Below are 17940 nucleotides of genomic sequence, written 5' to 3' on the forward strand. Positions count from 1 at the left end.
TCATTTAGGCTTATCGCCTTGTTTGTTGAGGTTTATGACAACAATTGTAGATGTTTTTTTATAGTAATTAATCGGTAATTAACTTGCATTACACATCATTGCAGGTTTTAATTGCGCCGTTTTTATAAAGGCTAAAAATGTGGTTGGTTAGCAATTAAAAAGTGAACTAACTGCAGGCTTAATCAGTAAAATACTTGTTACAGCAGCGAACTGATGTTCAGCAGCCAAAATTTGCATGCTTTGTGGATTTCTGCGTAAGATGTTCTATATAAGCAGATGCGAAACATGATAACAATGACGATATGATCTCGAGCCAATTTATAGGGCCTTCATTTTGTCTGTCACAGGTTTTACAGCCATAATCATAGTGCTGAATAAACCATTTTTATTTCTTGGATAGCATTGTTGTGTTATCTGGATTTTTAACAAGCAGAAGCCACTTTTGGTCAACTGCTAACTTTGATACAAATACGGAAAATAATTATGTCTGATTGGTCTATCGAAGATGCTCGCTCGGGTTATAACGTGACTCACTGGAGCCAAGGTTTTTATGGTATTCGTGAAGATGGCGAAGTGACAGTGTCACCTAACCCACAAAATCCTGATCATAAAGTCGGCTTAAATGAACTAGCCAAAAGTATGGTCGAAGCAGGCGTCTCGTTACCGGTATTAGTCCGTTTCCCGCAAATCTTACACCATAGAGTGGAAAGTTTATGCGAAGCATTTAATGATGCTATTAAGAAGTACGATTATCAAAATGATTACTTGTTAGTTTACCCCATTAAAGTAAACCAACAGAAAACGGTAGTTGAAGAAATTTTAGCTAGCCAAAAATCTAAAGAAGTCCCTCAGTTAGGACTTGAAGCCGGTAGTAAGCCAGAGTTAATGGCTGTACTTGCTATGGCACAAAAAGCCAGTTCGGTCATTGTATGTAATGGTTACAAAGATAAAGAATATATTCGTTTAGCACTTATCGGCGAAAAGCTTGGCCATAAGGTGTATATCGTTCTGGAAAAAATGTCAGAACTTAAAATGGTATTAATTGAAGCTGAAAAGCTTGGTATTACACCTCGTTTAGGTTTACGTGTGCGTTTGGCTTTCCAGGGCAAAGGCAAATGGCAAGCCAGCGGTGGTGAAAAGTCTAAATTTGGTTTGTCTGCAGCACAAGTGTTGAAAGTTATAGCTGAATTAAAAAGTGCTAATATGCTTGATTCTCTGCAGCTATTGCACTTCCATTTAGGTTCGCAAATTGCCAATATTCGCGACATTCGCCAAGGCGTAAGTGAAGCTGGCCGTTTTTACTGTGAATTGCGCCAACTTGGTGCCAGCATTGATTGTTTCGATGTGGGCGGCGGGTTAGCGGTTGACTACGATGGTACTCGTAGTCAGAGCAATAACTCAATGAACTATGGTTTAAATGAGTATGCTAACAATATCGTCAACGTATTAACTGATTTATGTAATGAGTACGAGCAACCAATGCCGCGTATTATTTCTGAATCTGGTCGCCATTTAACGGCGCATCATGCGGTGTTAATTACTGATGTTATTGGTACTGAAGCGTATCAACCAGAAAATATTCAGGAACCAAGTGAAGAGGCGCCGCAATTGCTCCACAATATGTGGCAATCTTGGTTAGAAATCAGCGGTCGATATGATCAACGTGCAATTATTGAAATTTACCATGATAGTCAAAGTGATATTTCTGAAGCACACTCATTGTTTGCTGTGGGTCAATTAAGTTTGGCTGACCGAGCTTGGGCAGAACAAGCTAATTTACGTGTTTGCCATGAAGTGAAGGGACTATTAAGCAACAATAACCGCTATCACCGTCCAGTGATTGACGAATTAAATGAAAAGTTAGCTGATAAGTTTTTCGTTAACTTCTCTTTATTCCAGTCATTACCTGATGCATGGGGTATTGATCAAGTGTTCCCAGTGTTGCCGTTATCGGGTTTAGATAAAGCACCTGAGCGCCGTGCGGTTATGTTAGATATTACCTGTGACTCAGACGGTATTGTTGACCAATACGTAGACGGTCAGGGAATTGAAACCACATTGCCCGTCCCAGCATGGAGTGCCGACAGCCCATATTTGATTGGTTTCTTTATGGTGGGTGCATACCAAGAAATTTTGGGTGATATGCATAACTTGTTTGGTGATACTAACTCTGCTGTTGTTCGCATTGATGAGCGTGGATTAAGCCAGATTGAATCTGTTTTAGAAGGCGATACGGTAGCTGACGTTTTACGTTATGTAAACTTAGATGCGGTTGACTTTATGCGCACTTATGAAGAGCTTGTAAATCAGCATATTGTTGAAGAAGAGCGTGCCAGTATTCTAGAAGAGTTACAGTTAGGGCTTAAGGGTTACACTTACTTAGAAGATTTTTAATCTTATCGACTAAGTGATGTTAGCTTGTTATTAAAAAAGCCTAGCGATCTCAGGTCGCTAGGCTTTTAAGTTGCTAACATATTTGTAATTATTCAGGCAGTTCTATTTAAGCCTATTTTATCGTTGGGAAATGCTTATTTAAACCGCTAAACTACGCTTTTTTCTCTTTTAACTGCGCATATATGGCTTAACCATGAGACATTACATTTTTATACAAACATCTCTAATTAGAATAAGTGCTGAGTAGTTACACATGTTTTTTGAAGGTTCAGAGAAAAAGTTAGAGATTATTGTTAATGAATCAGCGCCTAAATTACGATCCTTAGATCGAACATTTTGGCTGGGGCTCGTTGCTGCCTCAAATGCAGACATTTTATCTTCCATAAGTAATGAATATTGTGATGCTTATTTGCTGAGTGAATCGAGTTTATTTGTTTGGGATGATCGTATCGTTATGCTCACTTGCGGGGCTAGCACGTTGGTAGAATCTGCATGCTACTGCATTGAACATTTAAGTGAACAGGCGATTGCGTACATTTGTTATCAACGCAAAAATGAATACTATGCCCATTTACAAGCAACTTCCTTTATCGATGATGTGTTTAGATTAAGGCAGTTTATTGCTGGGCAGGCCTATCGAATGGGTCATTTAGATAGCCATCATCACTATATATTTTCGACCAACAAAGACTATCAAGCTAGCCAGCTCGATACTACCAATGAACTGCTGATGTACCATATTTCTGGTGCAGTAGCTGATTATTTACGTGGTGAGCAGCAATCAACTGTTCAAATTAGTCAGATGCTGCAACTGGAACAATTATTTAATGGTTTTAGTATTGATCAGTATTTATTCAGTCCGTTAGGTTATTCAATAAACGGTATTCGCGGTGCTGAATATTTTACAATACACATTACACCACAAGAAAATAGCTCATATGTGAGTGTTGAAACTAACATTGATCTTAGCTCAACGCCGGTTGATGTTTTTGCTGAACTGGTAAGATTATTGCAGCCTAGTAGCTGTGACATTATTGGCTTTAATAGTCATATTGCCAATAAACCCTTTTTAAATTATTTGTGTTTAAGCCATTGCGCGATGCCAATCGAGCAAGGTTTCACTATACACTTTAACCACTATCAGCAAGATTGCTCAGAACTGCTGAGCCCTACACTATTATAATTATCAACAGTTGCCATCTTTTGGTCGTTTATAACTACTTTCGTAGAAAAATTTGATTATTCGTATTATTCAAACCCATGTGACTATTTACGCCAACCGCTTGATTTCAAACCCGCAGAGTCTGACGCAGACGTTGTTATTGGTTTACCTTTTGATGCCCACACAGATACCGCCAAGGCCGTAAGTACGGTACGACTACGGGACAATGTTTTACTATGCACTGCGTGAGGGGTTTATTGATGTTGAGCATTCAATGCAAATTGCTATTTGTACTGAATAGCACAAAAAAGGTCATGGCTTTGAAGTGATTGATGCCGCTACCGTGAATAACTTAACGGCTCAACAAATGGTTGAACAGTTAATTATGCGTGTTGGCGATATGCCGTTATACGTCGCATTCGACATTCGACATTCGACATTGACTGTTTATGTTTAGACCCAGCTTTTGCAACCGCTACAGCTACGCCCGTTTGTGGTAAGTTCACTAGCGAGATCATTCGTGGCTTACGTGGTTTAAATATTGTCGGCATGGATGTTGTAGAACTAGCACTCTTTTATGATTATACAGATGTTACCCCGCTAGCTGCAGCAACACTGGGCCTTGAAATGCTACAGGTGTGGGCTGAAGGTAAAGGCTTAATTAAAAAGTAATTTCAACTTTGTAATTAAACACATTAGCCAACGAGTTGACGTTGGCTTTTTTGTGTCTGCTCAGCGTAGAATAGGTTCAGCAAGGTTTAATGAGGAACCAATATGAGTGATTTAAGTGATATTCGCCGTGAATATACCCAGGGCGGATTAAGACGAGCGAATTTGCCTGTTAACCCAATGGATCTATTCGAACAATGGATGCAACAGGCAAAAGATGCCCAACTTACTGACCCAACGGCCATGTGTGTCGCGACGGTAGACGAAGATGGCCAGCCATTTCAACGTATTGTGTTATTAAAAAAGTTTGATGATAACGGTTTTGTGTTTTTTACTAATTTAGAAAGCCGCAAAGCAAAACAAATTGCGATTAACAGTAAAGTCAGTTTACTGTTTCCTTGGCATCCACTTGAACGTCAAGTGGCTGTATTAGGGCAAGCGGAGCCATTATCGATGTTGGACGTGGCGAAATATTTTATGTCTAGACCAAAAGACAGCCAAATTGCTGCCTGGGTATCTAAACAATCAAGCAAGATTAGCGCACGACAGGCGTTAGAAGGTAAATTTGCTGAAATGAAAGCTAAATTTGCCCAAGGTGAGGTTCCATTACCTAAGTTTTGGGGTGGATATTTGGTGCGACCAGCTAGCATTGAGTTTTGGCAGGGTGGTGAACATCGGTTACACGACCGATTTATTTACACTAAAACCGATGCGGATTGGAATATTGATCGGTTGGCACCTTAATGAGTGTTAATGAAGTGGAGCATTTTGCGGTGATAACCAATAAAATCTGGGTTGATGCTGATGCTTGCCCCAACCCAGTTAAAGAAATGTTGTTTAGGGCATCTGAGCGTAAATCGGTTCGATTAGTGTTAGTGGCCAATCAAATGATTAAAGTGCCTATTTCGCCCTTAGTTAGCATGATACGGGTGAGTTCGGGTTTTGATGAAGCAGATAACTACATTGTGGAACAAGTCGTCAAAGGGGACTTAGTCGTCACTGCTGATATTCCTCTGGCATCTGATGCGGTTGATAAAGGCGCACTAGTATTAAACCCTCGTGGTACCGTGTATACAGCTGAAAATATTAAACAGATTCTGACGATGCGCGATTTTATGGAAGAAATGCGCAGCAGTGGCATCCATACTGGTGGTCCGAACAGTTTTTCGCAAACGGATAAACATGCTTTTGCACAAGCGTTAGACAAATGGCTGGCTAGATTGATCCCCAGCAAGATATAACCAAAGATTACTCTATACTTATTTATTGTTAATCTTACTTTCTATACAAAGGACTTTACGATGAAAAAATGGTTACCATTATTAGCCGCGAGCTTGCTGAGTACATCAGTGATGGCAGGCGATTGGCAAGTCAATCAAGATCATTCTCGGGTGAGCTTCATTTCGATTAAGAAAGCCGATGTTGCTGAAGTGCATCATTTTAAACAAGTTGCAGGTTCATTAACGGATGCTGGTGCATTTTCTTTATCGATTGATTTAACCAGTGTTGATACCGGAATAGAAATTCGTGATCAACGAATGCAAGCAGTGTTATTTGAAGTGGCACAGTTTCCTAAGTTAACCTTGGATGCAGTGGTTAACCCTAAATTGCTAGCCGGATTAAAAGTCGGTGACACGCTAACGACGCAAGTTGAAGCAACCATTAAGCTACATGGTCAGAAACAACAGAAGAGCTTTGATGTGTTAGTCGCTAAATTGTCGGATAAGAAAATGGTGATTTCAAGCTTAGCGCCAGTGATTGTTCAAGCAAGTGAATTTGGTTTAGTGTCCGGTGTCGAAAAACTTAAAGAAATGGCGGGATTGCCGAGTATCAGCTTAGCGGTGCCAGTGTCATTTGTGCTAACCTTAGCGCAATAGTTATATGTGGTTATCAATGGTTTTCAATCATCAGGTTGAGAGCCATTTCCTGTTAAGTCGTTTTTAAGAAAGGTGGTATGAAATGGTTACTGACAAAGACGGATACATGCATTTAATTCAGTATTTAACTGAACATTTAGGGCTATTTGAGTCGTCTGAGAGTAATGCCGCTGCAACGGAAACTGTCATGGAATTGTTTGAAGAGCAGTTATCTGCTCAGATCATTATGGTATGTGGGCAAAACCCGCAATTATCATTTGCACAACGTAATATGGTGATCCGCGAAATTGACGCGATTGTATATGACTTAGAAGAGATTTTAGCCTCTGTAGCCAATCAACAAGCCACCCCTGAACAAAGCATTTTTATTACTGAGTTTTCAGGACTGATTAAAAATTTATTCGATCAAGAAGTTGATCATTTATTGCAATAAACGTACATAAAATTAGCCGCTACTAAAGCGATTTGTGGATTTTTTGGGATTGATCATGTTTAAAAGAATTGTGATTTCGACTCTGCTGTGTTTGCTTTCTATATCTGTTTTTGCGAGTGATAAAACCGTTTTAAGTCAAGTTGAAACCATGACCGTAGCTAAGTCAGGACTACAATATAATGCTCGCATTGATACAGGTGCCGTGAACACTTCACTGCACGCTGTCAATTTAGAAATCCTTGGCGGTGCATCCAAAAAAATGAAAAGCAATGTTGGTAAAATTGTTGAATTCACTACTGAAAATGAACGTGGTGATAAAAAACGCATTCAAGCCGAAATTGTCAGTACTTCAAGGGTGAAAAACTCTCAAGGTATTGAAACTCGTTACATGGTGAAGCTTGATATAGGTTTTCCTGATCAATTGCATAATATTCATGTTAACTTACGCGATCGTAGCCACATGAATTACAAATTACTTATTGGGCGTAACTTTTTAAAACATAACTACATTGTGGATGTTTCTGACAAAAAGACCATTGGTCCTTTAGCTGAGCTGAGCATTAAGCAAACTGGCTTAATGTACAATACGCGTATAGATACCGGCGCCGTTGAAAACTCATTACATGCAGTTAATATTCGAGTCGAGAATGAAGACAAAGTGAACATTGAAAATAACATCGGTAAGATGATTACGTTCACCACAGCGAATGAAAAAGGCGAAAAAGCTGATGTTCGCACCAAAATTCGGGGCACATCGTTAATTCGTAATGCACAAGGTACAGAAAGGCGTTATATGGTGAGGTTAAGTGTTGGTGAACCTCGTCATGAATTTATAGTCGATGTGAATCTTAAAGACCGTACCAAAATGGGTTATAAATTATTAATTGGCCGAAATTGGTTACAAGGTCACTATATGGTTGATGTGTCTAAAAAGCATTAATTGCTTATTATTGGTCAATAACATCAGTCAATAACATCGTTCAATAACATCAGCTAACAATACCGCTCAATATGAGCGGTATTTTTTTGGCTGTTTTTCACGCCTAGGTAACCAAAAAAGATCGTAGAAAGAGGTGTGTGAATAAGCGGTAGTTAGGCGCGGTTGTTGACTGAAATTGCTTTTGTATTCACTGCAACATCTTTGCAACCTTATTGTCATCCGTAATCGTTATAGTAAGCGCTGATTGAGCTATGTAGCCTCAACGCGGGATCATAAATGCTTATCAAACATGCGCTTATTTCGCTATCTCTGTTGTATCAACTTACAACTCGTACACTATTGATTCGTCAATACGGTTTGTTAGCAAAACAATGGCAAGCTTGATATTGATGATTTGAACATAAACGGATCTTTATCTGTTTATTACAACGGTTATTCCGAGCTGAGGTTATACCAAGCAATAAAATATCAATTGAATAATTAAATTAACTCATTGGATTTATGGATAATGAATAGGGGTTCACTATGTTAGTTCAAAAGTCGTTGCTCGCGATATCGATATCATCTTTAATGGTATTCAATGTTGCTGCTCAAGATGTGCTTATTTCAGAGTACATAGAAGGCAGCAGTAATAACAAAGCAATTGAATTGTACAATCCAAGTTCGACAGCGATAGATTTGAGTAATTATGTGTTGTCGTTTTATTTTAATGGCAATACCGCAGCGACAACCAATATTGCATTGAATGGCAATATTGCAGCCAACTCAACGTTTGTTATCGCCGATAATGACGCATCTGCAGAGATCCTTGCGCTTGCTCAACAGACGAGTACAGCGAGCTTTTTTAATGGTGATGATGCCATTGTACTCAGTCACAATAGCGTAGTGATCGACTCTTTAGGACAAGTGGGTACAGACCCCGGTTCACAATGGGGAGCAGGTGATTTATCGACCCAAAACAATACTCTTCGTCGTGACGCCACTCAATTAATTGCCGATACCATCATTGACGACGAAGTCACATTTACTGGCTGGCAAGGTTTTGCTCAAGATGACATCAGCGATTTAGGTGTTTTCGCGGGTAATGATTCAGGTCCAACAGATCCGGTAGACCCAGTAGATCCAACTGACCCAATAGAATTTGTCTGTTCACAAAGCGCAGTCGCAATCCATGACATTCAAGGGATGGATGACACAAGCCCTCTAGTGGGTTCAGACGTGGTGGTTGAAGCGATTGTGACGAGTAATCAACAAGCTGGGCTAAAGGGTATATTTATCCAAATGGCCGACAGCGAAGTCGATGCTGACATTAACACCTCAGAAGGTATTTTTGTTTACAGCGGTAATCAATCACTTGACGTGAATGCCGGTGATAGAATTCGTTTACAAGCTTCTGTCGCCGAATATCAAGGCACAACTCAGTTGTCTAATGTGACTCAATTTGCGTTATGTGGTACTAACCTACCATTGCCTGTGGTTGCTACTGTCACATTGCCGTTAGCCGACAATCAACAACTTGAGCGTGTTGAAGGCATGCGGGTATTATTCGATCAATCTCTGGTGGTCAATGAAGTGTATAACTTGGGCCGTTATGGTGAAGTATCATTAGGCAGTAGTCGCCATTTTATCGGTACTCAAGTTGCTTTACCTGGTGCAGCAGCGCTGGCAGTGACTGAAGCGAATGCCAGAGATAGTATCTTGTTGGATGATGGCTTAACCAGCCAAAATCCTGAACAGATACCTTATCCAGCTCCTGGGTTATCAGCCTCAAATACCTTACGGGTAGGCGATTCTGTTACCGGGCTCGAGGGTATTATGCATTATGGCTTTAGCCAATATCGTGTGATGCCAACTCAAGTGGTCAATGTAGTGCAAAGTAACCCGCGACAATCTACTCCAGAGTTAGCGCTTGGCGCAGATCTTCGTGTCGCCAGTTTCAATGTGCTTAATTATTTCAACGGTGATGGCAACGGCAATGGATTTCCGACTGATCGCGGCGCCGACACATTATCTGAATTTGAGCGTCAACGCGTGAAAATTATCAGTGCAATGCATGCCATTAACGCTGATGTATTTGGTTTAATGGAAATTGAAAATGACGGCTATGGTAGTGATTCAGCCATTAACGACTTAGTCAGCGGATTAAACCAAGCTATGGGAGCGGAGGTATACGCTTATGTTGTGCCTTCAGTGGCACAAATAGGTACCGATGCCATTGCTGTGGGAATGATCTACCGTGCTGATAAAATCACTCCAACAGGTGATGCTCAAATATTATCTTCAGCTAATTCGCCTGTTGATGGAAATGGCGCGGCATTGTTTGATGACGGTAAAAACCGTCCGATGTTAACGCAATCATTTATGCTCAATGGCCGTGAGGGCAGCATTGTTGTCGCCGTAAACCATTTAAAATCAAAAGGAAGTAGTTGCGACAGTAACAATGATCCTGATTTATTGGATGGCCAAGGTAACTGTAATTTAACCCGTACCCGGGCAACAGATGCTATTGGGCAATGGTTAATGGAGCAGTATCCAGAGCAAAAAATCTTGGTAATGGGTGATTTAAATGCTTATGCCAAAGAAAATCCACTCACTCAACTTGCCAGCCATGGCTATAGCGAATTAAATGAGCATCTTGGCAGTGTTAATTCATACTCCTATGTGTTCTCGGGTGAGTCAGGCCAATTAGACCATGCATTAGCAAACCAAGCGTTATTGGATAATGTATTAGCCATAACGGAATGGCACATCAATGCTGACGAGCCAAGGATCCTTGATTATAACCAAGAGTTTAAATCTGCTGCTCAGATACAAGATTTGTATCAAGCTGATGGCTTCCGCTCTTCAGACCATGATCCTGTGATTGTTTCACTGCAATTTGAGGTGAAAAATGAGCTCCCAATCGCCAGTTTTGATCATCAAATCAATGGTAGCCAACTACAGGTTCAGTCTACCTCTGTTGATAATGATGGTGATATTACGTCATTAGAATGGGATTTTGGTGATGGTACTATCGTTAATGGTACTGTTGCTAATGGAGAAACGGCTTCACATCAATATCTGCAATCAGGTAATTATCAAGTTCAGCTTACTGTTACTGACAATAAAGGTGAGGTTGTGACAACCGTGAAAACCATAAATGTGCTTGTTGAACCGGCTAATATAGCGCCAACTGCACAAATACACTTGGTTAACTTATGGTTTATGAAATTATTTATTTCAACGAGCTATGACCAAGACGGTTTTATTAAACGTCAAAACTGGCTATTTAATAATGGTCGAAAAGCACATGGGCCAATCGCGTTTAGTTTCAGTCGTCGCGATAAAGCTGTGTCACTGACGGTAGTCGATAATGACGATGAAAAAGACACTGCAACACTCAATTTTAGATAGGTAAATATTGTCGATATGTGAATAAATATTCACGAAAAATAATGAGGAAGGCGCAACATGCGCCTTTTTTATTGTGTTTTATCCGCGTAAACCGACCTTTATGATGACTGTTCAACGGCACTAAATTGTTGCATGCAAGCTCAATAGACATTCATCTATTCTCACCATCAGCAGACCGACGATTTTGCTTAGCAAGACTGTTAGCTTATTACTTGTCGTCACCGATACACACTAAGAGGGGTAATTGTAGTTAAATACAACTATTTGCCATTAAATATACCAATAATGACTAGTAAATTTAGACTCGCTAACGTAAAATTTCACTCTTTTATTTTAACCCCAGTTTTGATGGTTTATTTGTCATAATAAGCGTCAAACTACCGCGTCGTCACTCACTACCGAGTTATCACTTTTGTGTACTCGCATAGCCGACAAGACGCCCAATCGCATTTAAATGCAAAAATGCAGTGGATGATAACATGCAGCAGTTAACCGAGATCGTAGAACAAGCCTTAGAAGTCATTGATAAGGCCAGTGATCTAAAGACATTGGATGATATCCGTGTCGATTACCTTGGTAAAAAAGGTAAAATCACTGACATGATGAAAATGATGGGATCATTAAGTGCAGAAGAAAAACCTGCCTTTGGTGCCGCAGTCAATCAAGCTAAACAAGCCGTTCAACAGCAGTTGACTGAGCGTATTGACGGATTAAAAGCATCTGAGTTAGAAGCCAAATTAATTGCTGAAAATATTGATGTGACTTTACCTGGTCGTACCTTAGATATCGGTGGTTTACATCCGGTTACGCGTACTATCGAACGTATTGAAACCTTCTTTGGTGAGTTAGGCTTTGTTGTTAAGCAAGGTCCTGAAATCGAAGATGATTTCCATAATTTCGATGCGTTAAATATTTCTGAGCATCATCCTGCTCGTGCTGATCATGACACTTTTTACTTTAATCCTAAAGTGATGTTACGCACCCAAACATCGGGCGTACAAATTCGCACGATGGAACATGAAAAGCCGCCACTTCGGATCATTTCTCCAGGCCGTGTTTATCGTAATGATTACGACCAAACTCACACGCCAATGTTCCACCAAGTTGAAGGGTTAATGGTTGCTGAAAACGTTAACTTTGCCGAGCTTAAGGGCATTTTGCATGATTTTTTACGTAACTTCTTTGAAGAAGACTTAGAAGTACGTTTCCGCCCATCTTACTTTCCATTTACAGAACCTTCAGCCGAAGTAGACGTGATGGGAAAAAACGGTAAGTGGTTAGAAGTATTAGGCTGTGGCATGGTACATCCAAATGTATTGCGCAGTGTGGGTATTGACCCTGAAAAATACTCTGGTTTTGCTTTTGGTATGGGTGTTGAGCGTTTAACCATGTTGCGCTACGGCGTAAATGATTTACGTGCCTTCTTCGAAAACGATTTACGTTTTCTTAAGCAATTCAAATAACGGAGCAAAAAGTAGATGAAATTCAGTGAATCTTGGCTTCGTGAGTGGGTTAACCCATCAGTAAGTCGTGACGCATTATCACACCAAATCACCATGGCCGGTCTTGAAGTTGACGGTATTGATGCCGTAGCTGCCGATTTTAGCGGTGTTATTATTGGTGAAGTGGTTGAATGTGGCCAACACCCAGATGCAGACAAATTACGCGTCACCAAAATCAATGTTGGCGGCGATGAGCTTATTGACATTGTTTGTGGAGCACCAAACTGCCGTTTAGGCTTAAAAGTGGCTGTAGCGATGGTTGGCGCTGTATTACCTGGCGATTTTAAAATTAAAAAAGCCAAGTTACGTGGTCAACCGTCAATGGGCATGTTGTGCTCGTATGGCGAGTTAGGTATGGACATCGAAAGTGATGGCATTATCGAATTACCACAAGATGCGCCTTTAGGCGTCAATGTGCGTGAATACTTGCAATTAGATGACGCCATTATTGATGTTGATTTAACGGCTAACCGCGCTGATTGTTTAGGCATGGCAGGGCTTGCACGCGAAGTGGGTGTATTAAATCGCCAAGCAGTGACAGAGCCTTCCTGGGAAGCGGTAACGGCCACTATCGACGCGCCGTTTAGCATAAATGTTGTTGCACCAGATTTGTGCCCACGTTACTTAGGCCGTGTGGTTAAAAACATCAATGTTAAGGCTACTACGCCATTATGGATGCAAGAAAAATTGCGTCGTAGTGGTATTCGCTCAATCGATCCCATCGTTGATATCACCAACTATGTGTTGATCGAATTTGGTCAGCCAATGCATGCGTTTGATTTAAATGCTTTAAACGGCGGTATTACCGTGCGTTTAGCTGATGGTGTTGAAAAGCTAACCTTACTGGATAGCAACGAAATTACCGTTCCAAGCGATACCTTAGTGATTGCAGACGACAAACAAGCGGTTGCGCTTGCGGGTGTGTTTGGCGGCGAAAGTACCGGTGTGAATGAAAACACCCAAGACATTCTTTTAGAGTGCGCTTTCTTTGCACCATTAGCCATCATGGGTAAATCTCGTCGCTTAGGCTTACACACAGACGCGTCACACCGTTTTGAACGTGGTGTAGACCCTGAGTTGCAACATAAGGTTATGGACCGCGCTACACGCCTTGTATTAGATATTTGTGGTGGTGAAGCCGGGCAGGTGATTGAAGCCGTGTCTACTGAGCATTTGCCCGCAGCCGCTAATATCACTTTGCGTCGTAGCAAGTTAGATAAAAGCTTAGGCCACTTTATTCCAGATTCTGACGTGGTTGAAATTCTAGAACGTTTAGGTTTTAGCGTGCAGACTAGCGGTGATGTATGGCATGTGACAACGGCTACCTATCGCTTTGATATGGCGATTGAAGAAGATTTAATCGAAGAAGTCGCCCGCATCTACGGCTACAACAACATTCCTAATATCGCCCCTCAAGCGGCGTTAAGCATGCCAGATCACAAAGAAGCGGATATTTCGTTAAAACGTGTGCGCAGTATATTTGTGGCTCGTGGTTTCCAAGAAGCGGTGACCTACAGCTTTGTCGACCCTAAGATGCAGAACATTGTTCATCCTGGCGAAGAAGCCATGGTATTGCCTAACCCGATTTCTGTCGAAATGTCAGCAATGCGCTTATCAATGTTTACTGGATTATTGACCGCAGTAGGCTATAACCAGAGCCGTCAGCAAAATAGAGTACGTTTATTTGAGACCGGTTTACGCTTTGTTCCTGATGCACAAGCAGATTCTGGAGTTCGTCAACAAGCTATGCTGGGCGCGGTTATTTCCGGTGTTCAAAACGAAGAACATTGGTCAATGGAATCGAAAACTGTCGACTTCTTTGATTTAAAAGGTGATTTAGAAGCAATAATCGGCTTGACAGTTGCCTCTACAGAATTTAGCTTTAGAGGGGCAACACATCCTGCGCTGCATCCAGGTCAATGTGCTGAAATATTACGAAATAATCGAGTCATTGGTTACATCGGTGCTATCCATCCTAGTTTGGAAAAGCCGTTTGGACTCAATGGAAAAACAATTGTTTTTGAGTTAGAACTGGATGCATTATTGCACGCCCGTTTGCCGCTAGCCCAAGCTGTATCTAAGTTTCCTGCCAATCGTCGCGACATCGCGGTAGTAGTAGATGAAACAGTTTCTGCAACTGATGTTATGAATTTGATAAGAAAAGTTGGCGAAAATCAGTTGGTTGGCTTAAACTTGTTCGATGTATACCAAGGTAAAGGTGTTGAGCCAGGCAAAAAGAGCCTAGCCATCGCACTTACGTTACAAGACACTACTCGTACACTTGAAGATAAAGATATTACTGAGACTATGGAATCAGTGGTATCGGCTCTAAAGACCGAGTTCAACGCATCGTTGAGGGATTAAAGTATGGCACTTACCAAAGCCGAAATGGCAGAACATCTTTTTGAAACATTGGGCATTAACAAACGTGTGGCTAAAGAGATGGTTGAGTCTTTTTTTGAAGAAATTCGTGAAGCACTCGAAAGTGGTGAGCAGGTCAAGTTATCTGGCTTTGGCAACTTTGACCTTAGGGACAAGAATCAAAGACCGGGAAGGAACCCGAAAACTGGTGAAGATATTCCGATTTCTGCACGCCGTGTTGTTACCTTCCGTCCTGGACAGAAGTTAAAATCACGTGTCGAAGCGGCAAACTCGGGTAAAAAATAGTTCACTAGTTAATACGCCAATCCGAACGGATCTGTATTACGAAGAGCCACTCTTAATTGAGTGGCTCTTTTGTTTTTGAATTTGGTGAATGTAACCCACCGTTTGCTGCATCAGCTTGATATTGGCATGGTAACCAGTGTATTCGATACATCTTGCCCAGGCTGTTCTAAAGTAGGTGTGAGTAAGCTGTGCAACAAAGACGTTTGCTATTGTCTGGTATAATTTCTGTTTCACACTCATTAATCACTAGTATAATGCCTTCGTTATAATATGATTTTTTACCGTGGGTCACGGTCAGTTTATTTGGAGTTTCTTTTGGCACGACAAGCAAAATATTTTGATACTCGCTTTAATAAATCACTATTGCATCCTCGTTACTGGGGAACATGGCTAGCTATCGCTGTGTTGTTTCTATTTGGCGTACTTCCCGCAAGCGTAAGAGATCCCATTGCGAGACTATTGGCTCGAGTCGTGATGAAAGTGGCCAAAAAACCATTGCGAATAGCAAAGGTGAACATTACCCATTGTTTTCCAGAAAAATCAGCTGAACAAGTCGATGAATTAATCAAAAAAAATGTTGAGACATTTGTCATTACTTTATTATCGCAAGCAGAGCTGCTTATTCGTTCTACCGCGCACCTTAAACGACGTATTCAACTTAACGGTTTTGAGCATGTTAAAGCAGCTCGCGATGCTAAGCAGCCGATTATTTTCATCATGCCGCATGTATGGCCGATGGAGTACGCAGGTCTTCGTATTAACATGGAAATACCTTTAGTGACTATGGCTAAGGCTCATCGCAATGGGTTATTTAATTGGTTTAGTAACCGGATGCGCAGCAGTCAAAATGGTCGCGTGTATATGCGTGAAGCAGGCATCAGAGCATTGTTAGCAGAGTTAAAAAATGATAACAGTTTTTTCTATTTACCAGATGAAGACTTAGGCCCTGAACAGAGTGTGTTTGCACCTTTTATGGGTACTGTTAAAGCGACGTTACCCGTGGTAGGGCGCTTAGCTCAAGCCGGCAATGCACAAGTTATGCCTGTTAAAATAGGATACGATCAACAAGCTAAACAATTTATTATGACAGTGATGCCAGCGGTGAATCCTGATGAAATGATTGGCAAAGAAAACGAAGCTATCGCATTAAACAAAGTGGTTGAACAAGTCATTAATGCTTATCCAGAGCAATATATGTGGTTTTTGAAATTACTTAAAACTCGTCCTCCGGGCGAGCAAGAATTTTACTAAAATATAACGACTACCATGATATGAACACAATAATAATAAGAGGTTTATATGGATTTTAATGAGTTATTAGCGGCTTTATCGTTTGTGGTATTCACTTATGATAATCATCACATCACCTTATTGCAGCTGTTGCAAGTGCCTCTCTACATATTTTTAGCGTGGTTTATTATCACTCGTGTTGGGCGATTGATTGTTAAAGCACTAAAACGTCGTAAAGTGGGCGCAGATGCCATTCACTTGTTCACTCGCATGTATTTTATTATCAGTATTGCGGTGCTGGTGTTTACCAGTATGGAAATTTTAAATATTCCATTAACGGCATTTGCGTTTGTGTCTGGTGCGATAGCCATTGGGGTCGGTTTTGGTGCACAAAACATTATCAATAACTTTATCAGTGGTTGGATTTTAATGTGGGAACGGCCAATCCGTATCGGTGATTTTTTAGAAGTCGGTGAAGCCCGTGGAGTAGTGGAGTGTATTAATACTCGCTCAACCTTGATACGCCGAAATGACGGGGTGCACATGCTAGTGCCTAACAGTCAGTTACTGGAAAATACCGTAACTAATTGGACCTTGATCGATAAAAATGCACGTACATTTGTTCGTGTTGGTGTCGCTTACGGTTCGGATGTGATTAAAGTGCGTGAGCTGATTTATCAAGTTATTGCTGAACGGGATGATATTCTGCCGCAACCTAAACCTTCTGTCTTATTTGAGGACTTTGGCGACAACGCATTGATTTTCGACTTAATATTCTGGGTCAGTGCAGTGTCAGAAACGGATATCCGCCGCCGTCGTAGCGAAATTCGCTTTAGAATGTATGAACTATTTAACGAGAATAATGTGGTGATAGCATACCCACAACGTGATTTGCATGTTAATGGTAATTTGACGATAACTCAAAGTCATAAAATGTAAATAAAACCATTTTTATATCAATGTATATCAACAAAAAAGACGCCGTAGCGTCTTTTTCTATTTAATGCAGAAGGACTCGAAAACTACTTGGCTTTATTGTGGCGATCTAATAAGTTTTTATTAATATCAGCCATTGATAAGCCTTGGTCTTCAAGTAACACGATTAAGTGATACATCAAATCAGAGGCTTCATTCACAAGCTCCTCTTTATCATGAGTCGCAGCAGCAAGTGCAGTTTCTAAACCTTCCTCACCGACTTTTTGGGCGATACGCTTAGTACCACGTTCAAATAGCGAGGCAGTATAGCTTGACTCAGCACTTTGGCCTTTACGTGAAATAATCAACTTGGTTATATTATCGATAAAAGGATGCGCGTTACCATCTTTCCAGCAGCTTTCTGTCCCAGTGTGACACGTTGGGCCGTTAGGAATAACTTGAACTAGAAAACTGTCGTTGTCGCAGTCTTTGTCGATAGCAATGAGATCAAGCGTGTTGCCTGAGGTTTCGCCTTTGGTCCATAGACGTTGTTTAGAACGACTAAAAAAAGTGACTTGTTTGGTGGCTAAGGTTTTCTCTAATGCAGCTTGGTCCATGTAACCTAGCATGAGGACTTTGCCCGTTAGGTGGTGCTGTATAACCGCTGGGATCAAGCCTTGTTGCTTGTCCCAATCTACGCCTGCGCTATCAAATTTGAGGTCTGTCATCTGTAATCTCTTTTTGGTAAGGCTATTTTC

At 41.0% G+C, this 17940-nt stretch carries 16 protein-coding genes; 15 read left to right on the top strand and 1 reads right to left on the bottom strand.

The genetic code is table 11. From position 1 onward, the window contains the following. Positions 1-483 precede the first annotated feature (483 nt). The 15 genes from speA (at position 484) to GUY17_RS08925 (ending at position 17206) form a co-directional block, all read left to right on the top strand. Positions 484-2394: a biosynthetic arginine decarboxylase gene (speA, locus tag GUY17_RS08860; protein WP_101087546.1), complete on the top strand. Its 1911-nt coding sequence runs from the start codon at positions 484-486 to the stop codon at positions 2392-2394. A 253-nt stretch (positions 2395-2647) separates the two neighbouring features. Then, the gene (locus GUY17_RS08865) at positions 2648-3577 is read left to right on the top strand and encodes an adenosylmethionine decarboxylase (RefSeq protein ID WP_162022914.1); all 930 of its coding nucleotides are present in this window, start codon (positions 2648-2650) and stop codon (positions 3575-3577) included. 304 nt (positions 3578-3881) lie between these two features. Further along, on the top strand, positions 3882-4013 hold the full coding sequence (locus GUY17_RS21325) for a hypothetical protein (protein WP_368039262.1): 132 nt from the start codon (positions 3882-3884) through the stop codon (positions 4011-4013). Then, the gene (locus GUY17_RS21330; protein ID WP_368039263.1) at positions 3995-4228 is read left to right on the top strand and encodes an arginase family protein; all 234 of its coding nucleotides are present in this window, start codon (positions 3995-3997) and stop codon (positions 4226-4228) included. Before GUY17_RS21325 ends, GUY17_RS21330 begins: the two co-directional genes overlap by 19 nt. A gap of 102 nt (positions 4229-4330) precedes the next feature. After that, a complete protein-coding gene (gene pdxH / locus GUY17_RS08875) occupies positions 4331-4969 on the top strand; it encodes a pyridoxamine 5'-phosphate oxidase (protein WP_101087548.1) in 639 nt (212 codons plus the stop codon). Positions 4970-4998: 29 nt separating this feature from the next. Then, positions 4999-5466 (top strand): YaiI/YqxD family protein, encoded by a 468-nt coding sequence (locus tag GUY17_RS08880; protein ID WP_162024328.1) that lies wholly within the window; start codon positions 4999-5001, stop codon positions 5464-5466. A gap of 60 nt (positions 5467-5526) precedes the next feature. Further along, a complete protein-coding gene (locus tag GUY17_RS08885; RefSeq protein ID WP_101087550.1) occupies positions 5527-6102 on the top strand; it encodes a YceI family protein in 576 nt (191 codons plus the stop codon). Between the two features lie 82 nt (positions 6103-6184). Further along, positions 6185-6535, top strand: coding sequence for a DUF3802 family protein (locus GUY17_RS08890; protein ID WP_101087551.1), 351 nt, complete (start codon positions 6185-6187; stop codon positions 6533-6535). Between the two features lie 55 nt (positions 6536-6590). Then, positions 6591-7475: a RimK/LysX family protein gene (locus GUY17_RS08895; RefSeq protein WP_162022915.1), complete on the top strand. Its 885-nt coding sequence runs from the start codon at positions 6591-6593 to the stop codon at positions 7473-7475. Positions 7476-8000: 525 nt separating this feature from the next. After that, on the top strand, positions 8001-10868 hold the full coding sequence (locus GUY17_RS08900) for an ExeM/NucH family extracellular endonuclease (protein ID WP_162022916.1): 2868 nt from the start codon (positions 8001-8003) through the stop codon (positions 10866-10868). Positions 10869-11347: 479 nt separating this feature from the next. Further along, positions 11348-12331 carry a phenylalanine--tRNA ligase subunit alpha gene (gene pheS, locus GUY17_RS08905; RefSeq protein WP_059745381.1) on the top strand — a complete coding sequence of 328 codons (984 nt, stop codon included), beginning with the start codon at positions 11348-11350 and terminating at the stop codon, positions 12329-12331. A 15-nt stretch (positions 12332-12346) separates the two neighbouring features. Further along, entirely contained in the window at positions 12347-14734 is a 2388-nt protein-coding gene (gene pheT / locus GUY17_RS08910) for a phenylalanine--tRNA ligase subunit beta (RefSeq protein ID WP_162022917.1), read from the top strand. A 3-nt stretch (positions 14735-14737) separates the two neighbouring features. Continuing rightward, complete coding sequence (ihfA, locus tag GUY17_RS08915; protein WP_011637176.1) at positions 14738-15037, top strand: integration host factor subunit alpha; 300 nt, start codon at positions 14738-14740, stop codon at positions 15035-15037. Between the two features lie 315 nt (positions 15038-15352). Further along, positions 15353-16288: a lauroyl-Kdo(2)-lipid IV(A) myristoyltransferase gene (lpxM, locus tag GUY17_RS08920; protein ID WP_101087555.1), complete on the top strand. Its 936-nt coding sequence runs from the start codon at positions 15353-15355 to the stop codon at positions 16286-16288. A 48-nt stretch (positions 16289-16336) separates the two neighbouring features. Beyond that, positions 16337-17206 (top strand): mechanosensitive ion channel family protein, encoded by an 870-nt coding sequence (locus GUY17_RS08925; protein ID WP_101087556.1) that lies wholly within the window; start codon positions 16337-16339, stop codon positions 17204-17206. An 83-nt stretch (positions 17207-17289) separates the two neighbouring features. On the opposite strand, the gene hisIE is transcribed toward GUY17_RS08925, so the two are convergent. Further along, on the bottom strand, positions 17290-17910 hold the full coding sequence (gene hisIE / locus GUY17_RS08930; RefSeq protein WP_162022918.1) for a bifunctional phosphoribosyl-AMP cyclohydrolase/phosphoribosyl-ATP diphosphatase HisIE: 621 nt from the start codon (positions 17908-17910) through the stop codon (positions 17290-17292). Between the last annotated feature and the right edge of the window lie 30 nt (positions 17911-17940).

It is taken from the genome of Shewanella sp. Arc9-LZ (assembly GCF_010092445.1).
In the GTDB taxonomy this organism is placed as follows: domain Bacteria; phylum Pseudomonadota; class Gammaproteobacteria; order Enterobacterales; family Shewanellaceae; genus Shewanella.

Bases quoted from the DNA above. Each gene is read 5' to 3' on its own strand.
- GUY17_RS08925 (WP_101087556.1), top strand. From the start codon at position 16,337: ATGGATTTTAATGAGTTATTAGCGGCTTTATCGTTTGTGGTATTCACT.
- hisIE (WP_162022918.1), bottom strand. From the start codon at position 17,910: ATGACAGACCTCAAATTTGATAGCGCAGGCGTAGATTGGGACAAGCAA.
- GUY17_RS08865 (WP_162022914.1), top strand. From the start codon at position 2,648: ATGTTTTTTGAAGGTTCAGAGAAAAAGTTAGAGATTATTGTTAATGAA.
- pdxH (WP_101087548.1), top strand. From the start codon at position 4,331: ATGAGTGATTTAAGTGATATTCGCCGTGAATATACCCAGGGCGGATTA.
- GUY17_RS08890 (WP_101087551.1), top strand. From the start codon at position 6,185: ATGGTTACTGACAAAGACGGATACATGCATTTAATTCAGTATTTAACT.
- ihfA (WP_011637176.1), top strand. From the start codon at position 14,738: ATGGCACTTACCAAAGCCGAAATGGCAGAACATCTTTTTGAAACATTG.
- GUY17_RS08895 (WP_162022915.1), top strand. From the start codon at position 6,591: ATGTTTAAAAGAATTGTGATTTCGACTCTGCTGTGTTTGCTTTCTATA.
- pheS (WP_059745381.1), top strand. From the start codon at position 11,348: ATGCAGCAGTTAACCGAGATCGTAGAACAAGCCTTAGAAGTCATTGAT.
- pheT (WP_162022917.1), top strand. From the start codon at position 12,347: ATGAAATTCAGTGAATCTTGGCTTCGTGAGTGGGTTAACCCATCAGTA.
- GUY17_RS08885 (WP_101087550.1), top strand. From the start codon at position 5,527: ATGAAAAAATGGTTACCATTATTAGCCGCGAGCTTGCTGAGTACATCA.
- speA (WP_101087546.1), top strand. From the start codon at position 484: ATGTCTGATTGGTCTATCGAAGATGCTCGCTCGGGTTATAACGTGACT.
- GUY17_RS08900 (WP_162022916.1), top strand. From the start codon at position 8,001: ATGTTAGTTCAAAAGTCGTTGCTCGCGATATCGATATCATCTTTAATG.